The organism is Facklamia sp. P13064 (assembly GCF_050409425.1).
Taxonomy (GTDB): domain Bacteria; phylum Bacillota; class Bacilli; order Lactobacillales; family Aerococcaceae; genus Facklamia.
This window is the reverse complement of sequence record NZ_JBNUPM010000014.1, coordinates 34,353-47,985: the sequence shown is the minus strand read 5'-3', so window position 1 is coordinate 47,985 and position 13,633 is coordinate 34,353. Positions and strand designations below refer to the sequence as shown.

The following is a 13,633-nucleotide window of genomic DNA, read 5'->3' as shown; positions in this document are numbered from 1 at the left end:
TATCTCGGGTCTTATTTTAAAGGTTATAGCAAAAATGGACTTATGATACAGCCCCATTGTTAAATTAAGTGTAGACGATTTTATTATGGCAAGAACAAGAAAAACATTTATCCCTGAATTTAAACTTCAAATAGTGTGATTATTTGAAATGGAAAATCTAAATCCGATAATGTTAGAGAGTATGATTTAACATCTCTGGTATTAGATAAATAGATGAAGAATCATCAAAATAGTGGTTCATTCAATACAGTTGATCATCTAACAGATGATAAAAAAAAGCTATGAAAATTACGCAAAGAAAATCCACCATTGAAAGTGGAAAATGATAGTTTAAAGCAAGCCGCGCTGATCATGTAACGAAAAGAGAAGTCATTCAGAAGAATGCTCCTCACTATTGCGTATCAGTAATGTGCTAAGTCCTAAAAATACCAAGAAGCACTTATTATGATTCAATAAAAAGAAAGAATACCAATCTTAAAAAGATGATTCGGAATTAGAAACTATCATTATACATACGTTTAATACGAGTAGAAAAAGCTTTGGTACAAGACGAATAAGAAATGAACTGAATAAGATGGGTATAACTTTATCAAGACGAAAAATTGGTCGCATGATAAAAAAACATAATCTAGTATCAGTTTATACAAAAATCTGCTTAACAAAAAAGACGACCAACAGAAGTTAGTCGTCTGAAGCCCTACCAACATTATTTGACATAGAGCCATTTAAATTGAAATTTGGCAGGATATTATTATAAAGAGTTAGCTTCTTTTGTATAAGTACTAAATAAAGATTATTGAACTATTTGATACATCTGATCATTAAGGTCTTTAAAGGTCTCCCAATTTGATTGAGATTGCAGAGTCAACAGGACTTCCTCATCTTCATTGATGACTTCAATTTGTTCCTCTTCAGTTACACAGTAGTTGATATTTTCTAATTTGATAACATTAGTTTGGCTTTCAGTGATTTTTGCCATTTGGAGTTTAGCTTCTTCGGACAATTCAAAATCAGAAAAATTTTGAATTTCAAACTCTAATTGATCCGCTAAGTTTTGGCTTGGATTTAATAAATAAATAGTATCAAAGTCAAAAAGATAGCCTTGGTTACTATCATTTAAATAAAGGGAGCTTTGGTTTGGCAGATTCAGTAAATCTTCGATGTTGAGATCGAAATCAGCAATCGTTTCATTTTCTAAAATTGAAATGTTTAAAGGCGATTCACTGTCCATTAGTTGATAGTAAGCGGTTACTCTTGTTTTTTCGCCAGAATCTACTTCTTCATACTTAGGAAAAACTTCTTGATTAGGATCTAATTGATACTTCCCTGGTTCTAATTTAATCGTTGAATCTTGTTGAGATTGAGAGAAGAAAACCTGTTGGTCCCAAGTGTGGGCATAATCCATCACTTTATGATCAGAAGTATTTTCAAATTCATATTTTACAACGAGCATTGGTAATTCTTGGTCTTGATTGCCAGCAGAAGCAGGTGCTAATAATGAAACATATTTAATGGTATATTCGCCAGTTTCACTTACAAAAGTGTAATTAAGAGGTAAAGCTTCTTTCTCAGCTTCAGAATCTACTCTTTGCTCATTCAAATGCTGAGTAAGTTTTTCATGTTTAATTGAGTCCTCTTTTTTATTATCGCTTTCTGTTTGGCTCTGATTGTTTGGCTTAGAATCTGATTGGCTGAAGATTTCAGGATATAACTTTTTGAAATTGTTGTAAGGCATGGTAATATCTCCACCGGTCGGTAGTTTTATTAAGTATTGAATAGCTGCTTCACGCACAGCGCCTTTTGGAAGTTTTGCCAGCATTTCATCTGTTACACCATAATAATGGAGAGAATATAGATATTCATCGTAGAATCCTTGATCTACTTTTTGAGCTGCTTCTTCATAAGTATAGGATAGTCCTTTATCTGTTGAATTTGGTTCTTTCTGCTCTGAAGATGTTTGTGTAATGGAAACAAAAGTCGGATATAACTTTTTGAAATGTGCGTAAGGCATGGAGATATCTCCACCAGTCGGTAATTCCATTAAATATTGAATGGCTGCTTCACGAACTGTTCCTTCAGGAAGTGTTGCTAGCATTTCATCTGTTATTCCATAGTAATGTAATGAAGAGAGGTATTGATCATAAAAATCCTCATCCACTCTTTTAGCGGCTTCTTCATAAGTAAAGCTTAGACCTTTGTCTGGTGTTTCAACCTCAGTTTGGTTTGCTTCACTCGTTTCCTGCGCATAGGTATATATAGGTAAGCTAGCTGCCACAAGAGACATGATAGAAAGGGTAGATAATAATCTTCTTTTTATTGACATAATATAGCTCCTTTTATTTTTAATTTTATTATTTATATTTTAACATAAACTTCTTTTTTTATCACTAATAATTATTGAAGTATTACGTATGAAGAGACTATTAACTTTTTACTGTTTGATAAAATAAAGTTTAGATTGAATATCAAAAAATTAAGCATGAATAATAATAGTCTAGCTTAAGAGTTGAAAAATTAAATTTTAATCAAGATAGTATTTCCATTAATTTTTTTTAATTTCCTCCGTGTTATTGTTAGTCGAATTAATAGCTATTAAAAGACTGAAATTAAATGTAAGGATGTGGGATATGGAAAACAATGCAAGAATTATTTGCAATTATCTGATTAAATATGGATGGTCTTGAGAAGATGTTGCTAGAATTCTAGTAATCCAGAAATTAATGGAAATCGTTGTGGATATGAAATTGGTCAGTGTATATCAGTAACTAATTTAACTAATTGGCCATATACAAATGGTTTAGATCTAGTAAATTTCTATATACAATTAAAGTGAATATAATATGAAGTCGTAAATTGCTATGATTAGAATATTAATTCGTTGTACGATTTTGCATATAAGGTGACTTTTAAGGATTTTTTATTAGTCATCAAGAACCTGAAGAAACAACAAAAATTTTTGTCGAAGCTTATGAATGTCCGACGGTTTGCGGGAAAAATTGACAGCTAGTCAAACATCCGCTCGTCGTTAGTATATTAATTTTAAAGGAGAATCAACAAATATGAATCAAGATACAAATTCTTATTATATCGTACAATCTGGAGATTCCTATTGGGGGATTTCACAAAAATTTGGAATTAGTATTGATGAATTGTTAAAACTTATTAATCTTTCAGCGGATCACATGCTTCATCCTGGTGATCGACTAATAGTTAAGAAAGGCAGCACGACAATAAATCCTGGAGGAAATGGAAACAATTCAGGATCTGTTAAAACATATACTGTGGTAAGTGGTGATAGCTTATGGGGAATTGCTAATAAATTCGGTCTAACATTAGACGAATTATGTTCTTTGAATGGTTTGACAATTAGTTCTATAATCCATCCTGGAGATGTTCTAATTGTCAGCAAGAATGATGGAACTCAACCTACTCCAACCCCTTCGCCTAAGCAAAACAACTTGGATGCTGTAGTGCAGTGGTTCATGGAACGAATTGGGAAAGTAACATATAGCATGAATCATAGAACAGGACCAACTTCGTACGATTGTTCATCAGCAGTATACTCAGCACTAATTGCAGGTGGATTTCTACCTCAAGGAAGTTGGTTAGGAAATACTGAGACTCTTTATCAGCAAGAAGGATCACTATTGATTCCAATTAGTCGTTCACAAGCACGTTATGGAGATATCTTTGTTGCTGGAGTTAAAGGAGGATCATTAAATGAATACGGACATACTGGGGTATTTATTTCAAATGATAGAATCATTCATTGTAATTACGGATCAAATGGTATAGCTATTACTCCTTTAGAAGGTTATTATGGAAATGGTCCATTACATTGTTATCGATTAAGAGGTGCTGAAAATAACACTCCAACCCCTCAGCCGATCCCTCCAACAGGTAATGAAACTCTAGTAAAATCATATTCTGAGAGCGCTCGATTTACTGCGAATCAAGAGGTTAATATTTATAATAATTATCAAAAAAATTCACCTGTAGCTGCAAGCTTATCTGCAGGAGAATCTGTTTATTATGATTCGGTTTATATTACTAACAAGCATGTTTGGATTAGCTATATTTCTTATTCAGGCACTCGCAGATATGTACCTATTCGAGCATATAATAATGGAGTTGTAGGGCCTATGGTGGGAAGTATATCTTAAAAAATAATAACTTTGAAACATACTATCTTATAACAAAGACGCTTATTAGTGTTCGAGTGAACATTAACTAATAAGCGTCTTTCATTTTAAAGTAATCTGTATAGGGTAATTCATAAAAAATTATAAATAAAAATATTAGTTTTATAGAGAGGATATTTTAAATGGATAATTAATTTGAGTTAGAAAAATTAATCATTATTTATAAGTCAATAAATAACAATCCTTACATAGTTATTTTTGTCTGGTTAGTAGTCTTTGATTTTGTTACTGGCTATGCAAAAAGTTTTTTAAGTGGTATCGCAAATTCTACAAAAGGATTACAGGGGTTGGTAAAGCATCTACTAGTTGTTATGTTAGTGATTTCCGTTTGCCCGTTACTTGAGGTGTTAGGATTTGAGTCAATATCTACAAGTTTTATAGTATTCTATATAGTAACATATGGGATTTCAGTTGTAGAAAACCTTGGACAATCAGGTATTCCGTTACCAAACTTTGTAACTAAGTACTTTGACAAACTAAATAGAGAAGGAACTAAAATTGATTTAAATAAAGTGACAATGACAATTGATAATTCATATAGAAATAAAGATAGATAAAGTTTAAATTTGTAATTAAAAAAATGTAGATTCAATTCTATGCAATTCAAGAGAATGATTTGTTTTTTATGTTACTTTTAATGGTGCATCTTTATGATTGGTCATAAAGTTTTCTGATTCACTATCAATGATTACAAAATGAAGATACCTTTTACATCTCACCGAATAATCATCAAGTATTTATAAGTATAATAAGTAAAGGTTTATACTGAAGTTAATATAGTAAATTAAAAAAAGTTATCAGAGTCAAGTCCATAATCTTGTGTAAAATAACTTAGTACAATGTTCATCACCATTAAAGCCTCATATAAGCCCTTGAAGAAGTAATCCATTCTTCGTGGATGTGCATTAATACAGAGCCAATTAATCGATTAGCTGAGTCGACATTTGGAAAGATTCGTACCACTTTCTCTCTACGACGTACTTCTTGATTCAATCGTTCTAAAAGGTTTGTACTTCGTCATCGAGAGTGGGCTGTTCCAATAGCGACATATTGGAATCCATCTTTAAAACTTTCATCCAAAACTTGGCATGCTTTCGCATATCGGGCTTGTATCTCAAATTCCTCAAGGATTTCTTGTTTTAGTTTTCGTGCTTCTTCAAGATTAGTCATTCGAAACACGGCTTTAACTTGCTCTCGAAAGAGCTGAGAATCTTTCTTTGGAATGCTGGCGAAGATGTTTCGTAAGAAATGTACTTGGCACCTTTGCCAGGATACATTCGTGAATTCTTTTTTGATGGCTGTTACAAGGCCTTTATGGGCATCGGAAATAATGAGTTTAACACCTTGTAAATGACGTTCTTTTAAGTACTCGAAGAAATGTGTCCATGTTTGTTCACTCTCACCATCTTGGATGAGAAATCCTAAGACTTCTCTTTCTCCAGATTCACTAAAACCGATGGCGATATGGCAGCTTTTAGAAACAACTCGATTATTTTCACGCACTTTAATATAAAGCACATCTGTCATGAGATAGGGATAGCTTTTCTCAAAAGGTGCAGTTTGCTATGCTTTGACAACCTCGTCTAATTCTTTAGTAAGATTAGAAACAAAGGACTTAGAGACTTGTTTACCACATAGTTCTTCGACGATTTGGCTGACTTTTCGAGTCGAAACACCTGAAACATACATCTCGAGCATAGACGCTAAAAGAGCTTTTTCATGTCTTTGATATCTTTCAAAGATATCTGTTGAAAACTGACCATCCCTTGAGCGTGGGACACGAAGAGTAAGAGTACCCACTCGCGTTGTGTACGTTCTATCGTAGTAGCCATTACGTTGACTCACACGTTCTTCACCGCGTTCAAACTCACCAACACCAATGTATTGATCGCGTTGGTTTTCCATCAGTTGATTAAATACCGTTGTTAGTAAGTTTTTGGCAAGATCATCAGAAACCGAACGATTAATAAGTTTTTGAATCTCTTCTGGATTTAAAGTAAAATGTATTTGGGTCATGACAGTCCTCCTGGGTATGTTTTCTTAGTCAAAAACATTGTACCGTAAAAGGACGTTTCATGACCTTTTTTACTTTTACACAATTATATGGACTTGACTCAATCAAACTACAAACTAAATGGTGTAAAATTTAGCTTATAAATTATATTGAGAACTTGAGTACACTAATTGGAATAAATAATTTAAAATAGAGTTTAGATACTTTTGTAAATAAGAGTTTTACTAAATCAAAAGGAGCTATTATGTTAAGCATAAGCAATCTAACAATCAAAAATCATCAGATCCCCTTATTTACTGCGGATTTTACAATCTTTCCTTACTCATTGGTAGCTCTTACGGGTCCTAATGGTAGTGGGAAATCGACCTTGTTAAGGACGATTGCAGGTTTAAGGAAAGAAACTCAAGGGCAGATCAGTCTCGACATTGAAGATCGACAACTTAGGGGTAAAAGTTTTAAGCAGGCAGTTTTTTATTTTGAGTCGGTCAATTGGTTGGATAAAAATCTATCGGGAATGGATTACTTAAAGCTTTATAATAAAGTCTGGCAAGCTGATCCAGACCTAATCGAAAGGGCGGTTAATCGATGGCAAAGTCACGATTACATCAAACAACCGATTTATAAGTACTCGCTCGGTATGAAACAAAAGTTAGTATTATCATTATATGAAGTAACCAATCCTACTTATTGGCTAATGGATGAACCAACTAATGGTTTAGATTATGAGAGTCTTAATCAATTTAAAAGCTATCTCCAAACACAACGTGATGAAGGAAAGGCTTTCTTAATAGCGACCCATGAACAAGTGGATTTTCTTAATCTTTGCGACAAGATATACTCTATCCAGGGCCATCAATTAGAAGAAAGAGAGGTTAGCCATCATGAAGCCATTTAACCTTTATTTGAAACAAATCTTTAAGGCTAGACTTAACTGGTTGCCCTTGTCTGTCAGTATCTTGGTAATGGCTTTTCTACTGGTAATGAATACTTCTTCAGAAAGCAAAGTAGGATTTATTGCCTCACTAGATGATAATAATGAAATAATGCAATATATTAGCAGTGATTATGAGGATACTCTATCCGGTGATCTAAATTCCAAAGACAGAAATAAAATTTTTGAAGCACAAGAGTCCCTAAAACAAAATATCGCTCAAAACCTTAAAGCAATCGATCGAGCGAAGGTCGGTGATTGGTCGGAAGCCCTTGCGATTCAAGTTGAATTAATGGAAAGGAATGAATTAGCTGACATAGAGTCAAAAATTCATAAATTTGATGAAAATTATATTCGTAATACCTATGGAAAGTATCAGCGCTACAAAATATTGCAAGGACTTAACTTACCTCCTGAATTTGAAGGAGGAGAGAGTCGTGGTTATACTTTTCTATACAGAATGCTTGATACCGTCTTTCCAATTATTTTTATCTTATGTTTGATTACTTTATTAAGCGACAGCTTTACCCGTCAATTTTATGATCAAATAGACCTTGAAGACCTATTTCCAGTGAACCAGGTGACTTGGCAATTAGATAAATTAGTTAAAATTTACTTAATTTCCCTTTTGGTATATGGAGTAAGCTTCGGATTGTTCTTCATTGTAGCTGGTCTGGTTAATGGTTTTTCATCCTATCAATATCCGATTTCAATCTATACGGACACATACATAGAGACCCTTCCAGTCTGGCGTTTAATCGCGCAGACAAGTGTCATGCATGCTTTTACTATCCTTATGACGGTTATCTGGGTCTATCTGATTGCTATATTGACTAAGGAAAAATTAATTACCCTCTTCGTTTCTGGCTTGACATTGATTGGGGGAATCTTATTAACAGGAAATATTGCGCCTTTGGCTAAGGTCATGCATTTTATTCCAACCACCTATTTCTTCGCTACCCGTGTCATTACCCAACAACTTGCTTATGAGAATGTGAACCAAGCCATTACTTATCAAAATGGTCTCTTGCTAGTAAGCATAGTTAATCTTTTTCTGATAGTATTGATAATATTAATTAAATCTAAAAGACTTCATTCAATAACACAACTTTTTAAGAATGAATAAATTCATATTTAACTACAAAGTCATATCAAAAATATAGAGAATTCTAGATTATCAATTATTTAGAAAAGGTCAAGAAGGTGTAAATACAGCTAAAAAATGATAGAGGATTTATAAGTATACTAAGCATTTCAACATAACTTAGAAAAGACTTCTATTAATGATGTGCACCCCAAAATACGGACAAAAATTTAATATTTAATTATTAAGCGGTTTGTAACCTGTATTCAACAGCAGACAAGCCGTTTAATTTTGCTTTAATTCTTTCTTCGTTATACCAACGGATATAACTTTTAATTTCTTTCTCTAAATTAGCATAAGAGTTAAATGTGACACCATGGAACATCTCTTGTTTAAGAATTCCGAAGAAATTCTCCATCGGAGAATTGTCCAAACAATTTCCTTTTCGAGACATGCTTTGAGTGACGCCATTTTTTGTGAGCTTTGACATCCATGATTTATGCTGGTAGTGAAAGCCTTGATCCGAATGAATGATTAAATTAGATTCAATGTTTCTTGTTTGAAGAGCTTGATCTAACATCGTATTTGTCATGCGAATATCAGGTCTATAACTTAAATTATAAGTGACTATTTCTCCGTTAAACGCATCTAAAATAGGTGAAAGATACAGTCTTTTTTCCTGACCCGGTAAACGAAATTCGGTGACATCAGTTCACCATAATTTATTGGCTGCCGAAACATTAAATTGATGAGTAACGATGTTGTCTGCGATTTTACCGACAGTTCCCTTATATGAGCTGTATTTTCTGCTTTGAGTATTAAACTTATCACAAAGCAAATTTTCTTCTCTAATCATTCGCAAAACTTTCTTGTGATTAACAATATAACCCAGTTTTCTTAACGTTAAACTGACTCGACGGTATCCGTAACGTTCTTTGGACGCTTTAATAATCTTTCTAATTTCCAGCTTGATTTGAGTATCCGGATCAATCATTAGCTTGAACTCTTTCTTCCAGTCATAAAAGCTTGATTTAGGTAAACTACTAATCTTAAGTCATTCAACTATTTGAGTTTGAGGGTATTTTTCAAGTAAGTCTAAATGATCTGCGTCTTTTCCTTGCTTCGGGTTCTTCTTTTTTCTTTTATCAGTCATATTTTTTTCTCGGCTTTCCGCTTTATTTGTTCAAGCCTGAGAAACCTTCTTTTTGATAAATTCGATTCCAATTACATATCAGCAATCCGTTAGGCAAATCGAATTTTTCAACAGCTTCTTGATAGGAACATTCATGTATTTGCCTATATTTTATGACAGACAACTCAAATTTGCCACTATATTCTATTTTATTGAGCTTTTTATTAAATCCTTCGAAGCCATGGTTTTCATACATCTCTATCCAATTTCTAACTGTAGAAGATGGAATTCTATACTTTTCTGCTATTAAATCACGACCACCGGTCGTTCCATCAAGATATTCATTCACTAATTTGATTTTAAATCCTTTTGAATATTTAGACATAAAAAGAACCCCTCTATCCAATTCAAATTTATCAAGAAGGTGACTACGAAGTTACCTTGAATTATGAAATTATTAACAATCCACGAAAAATTTTATCGGTGGATGTTCTACCTTCTTATACTAATTATAAAATTAATTTTGCCTTCTCAATTAGAAATGGAAATACAATGGCATTTCCAAGAGATATAGAATCTGGGGCTGAATTAAAGGATGGCGCCTATACAGATAACGGTTTTACGGTTGATTTTACTCAATCAAAGTATTTAACTTTAGATGTTGTAAGAAAAGAAATCACTAAAAATGATGACGGCAGTGTTTCAAGTAGTGTACGTTCAAATACAGTAGGCAATGGAAAAAACACGTATGATAAACCAGGTATTTATGAATTAACTGTCAAAAATAAATACTCAGATTCAGCTCCAACTACCATTACTATTTTTGTTGGAAAGAATCGTTATATTGCTGCATTAGCAAAGAATCAATTAAGTATTGAAGAATTGAATAAGAAATTATTAGCTGGACGAGAAGTTAATGAAAATGGGGACATGGTTGATAAGTTAGAAAGTGACATTCGCTTAGGAGAAAACTCTGAGATTACAGAATTGTCACCTAAACCATCTGATAGAAAGAATCCGAAACAGAAAATTGAAGAAACAAAAACCTTTGTTAAAGTAGAAGAAAATAAGAGCAATAATGCTTTTATTGTACTATTAGCTATAGTTAGCTTGATGATTGCTCTATGGGTAGTTATTAAACGAACTATAAATGTAAAAACAATTTGACATTTTTGGATAAATGAATTAAGTTATATATGTCAAAACAATTTTACATATAAGGAGAGATAATAATGGAAATGGGAAATACTTTTTGGGGTTTATGGTTATTTATAATTGTTTTTATTCTGTGTATTTTAGCAATAATATGGACGATGCTAGAAGTGTTTAAGCAAGGGGATGAAAGAAGGCAAAAAATTATACATGAAGCATCGACTGAGACATTCATTATTGGGATTGTGATATTATTTTTTGAATCAATGTATATGATTTATCAAAATAATGTTGGATTTAACAATTACCATTCTAACCCGTTAATTGAATTAGCGGTAATCTGCATTATATTTTTAATAGATTTAAGACTAAAAATTAGAAAGTTCAGTTAATCTATGAATAATAAAATCAAAGAACTAAGAATTAAGAAGGGTTGGTCTCAAGCCCAACTTGCGGATAAGTGCAATGTTACCAGACAAACAATTAATGCAATTGAAAATAACAAATACGATCCGAGTCTACAACTTGCTTTTAATATGGCAAAGCATTTAGATACAATGGTTGATGAACTTTTTATTAGTGATCAGTAGATTTCTGGAAATTGATGTAGCATATAGATAACTGCTACTTTAATTCCATAATCATTCGTATATAAGAATTAGTTTTGTGAATGCTCCTAGCTTTATTTGTGGAAGCTTAATGGTAGCGATTCATTGACTTTTTTATTAAAAATAAAAATGGTGTCAATGAATCGAATGGCTCCATCGACACCATAAATTTTAGAGGCGTTCAATCAGTCGTTGAGGATAGAAATAATAATAAAGTATTTTAGATAAGATTAAGAACTTTCTAAAAATAGCTAAGAACTTTTTCTTAGCTATTTTTGAAATCCACTTAAATTCATTCGTGTTCTTTATTAAAAGAAATCTTGACTTAACTGAGAATAATATCGAACAGCTTTAAGCGCATTGTGCCATCCATTCAGTTTTTTAAAGCGATCGGTTTGACTCATATTTGGTTGGAAAACTTCGTTCTCGGATACTAAAGCTCTCAATTCATCTAAATCCTTCCAGTAACCCACAGCTAATCCAGCCAGATATGCAGCACCTAAACCGGTTGTTTCTAAACGTTCAACGCGTTCAACTGTTTTATTAAGAATATCGGCTTGAAATTGGATGAATAAGTTATTTTGAGCAACGCCACCATCAACATGTAAAACATCCAGCGCAATTCCAGTATCTGATTCCATTAAATCAATAATGTCATAGACTTGGTAAGCTAATGATTCAAAAGTAGCAAGGACAAGTTCCCTTTTAGTCGTATAGTCATCCATGCCCAAAATAGCCCCTCTGACATTCGTTTCCCAATAAGGAGCTTCAATTCCTTTAAAAGTTGGAAGAAAATAGACGGAAGACTTTGGATTTGCCATGAGAGCTAGCTTTTCTGAATCTTCAATCGTTTCAAATAATTCTAAACCGTCTTTTAACCATTCAATGGCACTTCCAGAAATTAAAGCAGCCCCTTCTAAAGCATAATTAATTTGACCATCGATCGAATAGGCAATGGTTGTAAGTAAATGATTGTTTGATAATTTGGCTTCAGTCCCGGTATTCATAACAATAAATGTCCCTTGACCATAAGTACTTTTAACTTGTCCAGATTGAAAAGCAAGTTGACCAACTAAAGAAGCCTGTTGATTCCCAGCTACCCCTGTAATGGGTATTTTTACTCCATGGAAAAGTTCAGAACTTGTTTCGCCATAGTAATGAGAGCTGGGATAAACATTGGGTAACATTGCTTTTGGAATATTAAAAAGCTTAAGCAATTCATCATCCCATTCTAAACGATGAATATTAAAGAGCATGGTTCTTGAAGCATTCGTATGGTCAGTGATATGTAACTTTCCTTTAGTTAATTTCCAAACAATCCAACTATCGATGGTCCCAAAAAGTAATGCTCCTTTTTCAGCATCAACCTGCGCTCCAGTATGATAATCTAGAATCCAACGAATCTTACTGGCTGAGAAATAGGGACTCATAATCAGTCCGGTGGTTTTATGGATATATTCTTCATTTTTACTGGATTTCAATTGATTAATTGTAGCTAATGATTGGTTAGAACTCCAAACAATGGCATTATATATCGGCTCACCTGTTATCTTGTCCCAAACAACAGTTGTTTCACGTTGATTCGTTAGTCCAAGTGCTTTGATTTGAGAATAATTAACCCCAGATTTTTGGATAACTTCTTCAATAACATGACATACAGTTTCCCAAATAACATTCGGATCGTGTTCTACCCATCCAGTTTGTGGGATAATTTGTTGGAATTTTCGACTCGCTGTTCCAATATAATTTCCTTTGCGATCAATAATAAAAGCACGTGTCGTCGTTGTTCCTTGATCAATTGATAATATATATTCTGCCATTACTTATCCTTTCCTTTCCCTGATAAAATAGTAGTGTGTTCATTCGATTTGCTTCGACAGTTTACAAGCTTTACGAGCATCGCATGGTAGTGTTTACTGTTTGGTTCACAATTTTCTAAGACCCAATGATAGAGGCTTTCAGAGAGACCATAGCTATAAAAATCTGTAGCTGTTTGAATCATTTGCTTTTTTTCTAACGAAAGAAACTGCTCTTTGAAATAATCATCTACTAATTGTTTGATTATTTTTTTAATGGAGTAAATAAAATATTCTTTAAAAGAATCTAATTTTATATCGAGGAAGATTTTTCGATAATATTTATTGTTTGTTTCAAGATAAGTTAATAGTTGCCATAAGATTTCTTCCCAATTTTGCCAATCCATTATTGATTGAATGGATTGGTAGAGTTCATGCGAAAAAATCCAGGTAACTAAATCATATTTGTCATCAAAATAATCATAGAAAGTTTGACGACGAAAATCTGCTTGTTTCATTATATCGGTGATTGAAATTTTATCCCTTTCTTTTTTTAGTGTTAATTCTCGAAATGATTGAGCGATGATTTCTTGTGTATCTGTTTTTTCTTTCATCCAGGCAAACTCCTTTTATTAAAAATAAAACAGTATTTGATAGTATCAGTATACGACAGAGCAAATCTGAAACCAAACGGACAGACGAAGGTTTTTGTCT

12 protein-coding genes and 3 pseudogenes are annotated in these 13,633 nt (G+C 32.9%); 8 read left to right on the top strand and 7 right to left on the bottom strand.

Annotation, left to right across the window (positions count from 1 at the left end; all coding sequences use genetic code 11):
- Positions 1 to 496: 496 nt before the first annotated feature.
- Positions 497 to 685 (top strand): annotated as a pseudogene (locus ACQV2S_RS07005) (IS3 family transposase); the annotation flags it as partial.
- 108 nt (positions 686 to 793) lie between these two features.
- Here ACQV2S_RS07005 and ACQV2S_RS07000 read toward each other — a convergent pair.
- Positions 794 to 2,323 (bottom strand): DUF5067 domain-containing protein, encoded by a 1,530-nt coding sequence (locus ACQV2S_RS07000; RefSeq protein ID WP_428874582.1) that lies wholly within the window; start codon positions 2,321 to 2,323, stop codon positions 794 to 796.
- A gap of 736 nt (positions 2,324 to 3,059) precedes the next feature.
- Between ACQV2S_RS07000 and ACQV2S_RS06995 the strand changes: the two genes are divergently transcribed.
- Together ACQV2S_RS06995 and ACQV2S_RS06990 are read left to right on the top strand one after the other, a co-directional pair.
- The gene (locus ACQV2S_RS06995; protein WP_428885270.1) at positions 3,060 to 4,163 is read left to right on the top strand and encodes a peptidoglycan amidohydrolase family protein; all 1,104 of its coding nucleotides are present in this window, start codon (positions 3,060 to 3,062) and stop codon (positions 4,161 to 4,163) included.
- Between the two features lie 191 nt (positions 4,164 to 4,354).
- A complete protein-coding gene (locus ACQV2S_RS06990; protein WP_428885274.1) occupies positions 4,355 to 4,759 on the top strand; it encodes a phage holin family protein in 405 nt (134 codons plus the stop codon).
- Positions 4,760 to 5,054: 295 nt separating this feature from the next.
- On the opposite strand, the pseudogene ACQV2S_RS06985 reads toward ACQV2S_RS06990, so the two are convergent.
- Positions 5,055 to 6,218, bottom strand: a pseudogene (locus ACQV2S_RS06985) (IS256 family transposase).
- A 242-nt stretch (positions 6,219 to 6,460) separates the two neighbouring features.
- Here ACQV2S_RS06985 and ACQV2S_RS06980 point away from each other — a divergent pair.
- Together ACQV2S_RS06980 and ACQV2S_RS06975 are read left to right on the top strand one after the other, a co-directional pair.
- On the top strand, positions 6,461 to 7,111 hold the full coding sequence (locus tag ACQV2S_RS06980; RefSeq protein ID WP_428885268.1) for an ABC transporter ATP-binding protein: 651 nt from the start codon (positions 6,461 to 6,463) through the stop codon (positions 7,109 to 7,111).
- A complete protein-coding gene (locus ACQV2S_RS06975; protein ID WP_428885267.1) occupies positions 7,098 to 8,273 on the top strand; it encodes a hypothetical protein in 1,176 nt (391 codons plus the stop codon). The genes ACQV2S_RS06980 and ACQV2S_RS06975 overlap by 14 nt, the downstream gene beginning before the upstream one ends.
- Before the next feature lie 202 nt (positions 8,274 to 8,475).
- Here ACQV2S_RS06975 and ACQV2S_RS06970 read toward each other — a convergent pair.
- From ACQV2S_RS06970 to ACQV2S_RS06960, 3 genes and pseudogenes are all read right to left on the bottom strand, one after another.
- Positions 8,476 to 8,931 (bottom strand): annotated as a pseudogene (locus ACQV2S_RS06970) (IS3 family transposase); the annotation flags it as partial.
- Between the two features lie 12 nt (positions 8,932 to 8,943).
- The gene (locus tag ACQV2S_RS06965; RefSeq protein WP_428885266.1) at positions 8,944 to 9,225 is read right to left on the bottom strand and encodes an IS3 family transposase; all 282 of its coding nucleotides are present in this window, start codon (positions 9,223 to 9,225) and stop codon (positions 8,944 to 8,946) included.
- A gap of 181 nt (positions 9,226 to 9,406) precedes the next feature.
- Positions 9,407 to 9,748 (bottom strand): helix-turn-helix domain-containing protein, encoded by a 342-nt coding sequence (locus ACQV2S_RS06960; protein WP_428875518.1) that lies wholly within the window; start codon positions 9,746 to 9,748, stop codon positions 9,407 to 9,409.
- A 56-nt stretch (positions 9,749 to 9,804) separates the two neighbouring features.
- Here ACQV2S_RS06960 and ACQV2S_RS06955 point away from each other — a divergent pair, with 56 nt between their 5' ends.
- The 3 genes from ACQV2S_RS06955 to ACQV2S_RS06945 all read left to right on the top strand — a co-directional run bounded on the left by ACQV2S_RS06955 (position 9,805) and on the right by ACQV2S_RS06945 (position 11,105).
- Positions 9,805 to 10,530: a hypothetical protein gene (locus ACQV2S_RS06955; protein WP_428885265.1), complete on the top strand. Its 726-nt coding sequence runs from the start codon at positions 9,805 to 9,807 to the stop codon at positions 10,528 to 10,530.
- A gap of 65 nt (positions 10,531 to 10,595) precedes the next feature.
- Positions 10,596 to 10,907, top strand: a complete 312-nt coding sequence (locus ACQV2S_RS06950) for a hypothetical protein (RefSeq protein WP_428874038.1) — start codon at positions 10,596 to 10,598, stop codon at positions 10,905 to 10,907.
- Between the two features lie 3 nt (positions 10,908 to 10,910).
- Positions 10,911 to 11,105 (top strand): helix-turn-helix transcriptional regulator, encoded by a 195-nt coding sequence (locus ACQV2S_RS06945; RefSeq protein ID WP_428874039.1) that lies wholly within the window; start codon positions 10,911 to 10,913, stop codon positions 11,103 to 11,105.
- A gap of 326 nt (positions 11,106 to 11,431) precedes the next feature.
- Here ACQV2S_RS06945 and glpK read toward each other — a convergent pair whose 3' ends face one another.
- A complete protein-coding gene (gene glpK / locus ACQV2S_RS06940; protein ID WP_428885264.1) occupies positions 11,432 to 12,943 on the bottom strand; it encodes a glycerol kinase GlpK in 1,512 nt (503 codons plus the stop codon).
- Positions 12,943 to 13,533, bottom strand: a complete 591-nt coding sequence (gene dhaS, locus ACQV2S_RS06935) for a dihydroxyacetone kinase transcriptional activator DhaS (protein ID WP_428885263.1) — start codon at positions 13,531 to 13,533, stop codon at positions 12,943 to 12,945. The genes glpK and dhaS overlap by 1 nt, the downstream gene beginning before the upstream one ends.
- Positions 13,534 to 13,633 lie beyond the last annotated feature (100 nt).

What these genes read in the sequence shown, in the direction of transcription:
- dhaS (WP_428885263.1), bottom strand. Translation starts at nt 13,533, where the DNA reads ATGAAAGAAAAAACAGATACACAAGAAATCATCGCTCAATCATTTCGA.
- ACQV2S_RS06945 (WP_428874039.1), top strand. Translation starts at nt 10,911, where the DNA reads ATGAATAATAAAATCAAAGAACTAAGAATTAAGAAGGGTTGGTCTCAA.
- ACQV2S_RS06995 (WP_428885270.1), top strand. Translation starts at nt 3,060, where the DNA reads ATGAATCAAGATACAAATTCTTATTATATCGTACAATCTGGAGATTCC.
- ACQV2S_RS06950 (WP_428874038.1), top strand. Translation starts at nt 10,596, where the DNA reads ATGGAAATGGGAAATACTTTTTGGGGTTTATGGTTATTTATAATTGTT.
- glpK (WP_428885264.1), bottom strand. Translation starts at nt 12,943, where the DNA reads ATGGCAGAATATATATTATCAATTGATCAAGGAACAACGACGACACGT.
- ACQV2S_RS06975 (WP_428885267.1), top strand. Translation starts at nt 7,098, where the DNA reads ATGAAGCCATTTAACCTTTATTTGAAACAAATCTTTAAGGCTAGACTT.
- ACQV2S_RS06965 (WP_428885266.1), bottom strand. Translation starts at nt 9,225, where the DNA reads ATGATTGATCCGGATACTCAAATCAAGCTGGAAATTAGAAAGATTATT.
- ACQV2S_RS07000 (WP_428874582.1), bottom strand. Translation starts at nt 2,323, where the DNA reads ATGTCAATAAAAAGAAGATTATTATCTACCCTTTCTATCATGTCTCTT.
- ACQV2S_RS06980 (WP_428885268.1), top strand. Translation starts at nt 6,461, where the DNA reads ATGTTAAGCATAAGCAATCTAACAATCAAAAATCATCAGATCCCCTTA.
- ACQV2S_RS06960 (WP_428875518.1), bottom strand. Translation starts at nt 9,748, where the DNA reads ATGTCTAAATATTCAAAAGGATTTAAAATCAAATTAGTGAATGAATAT.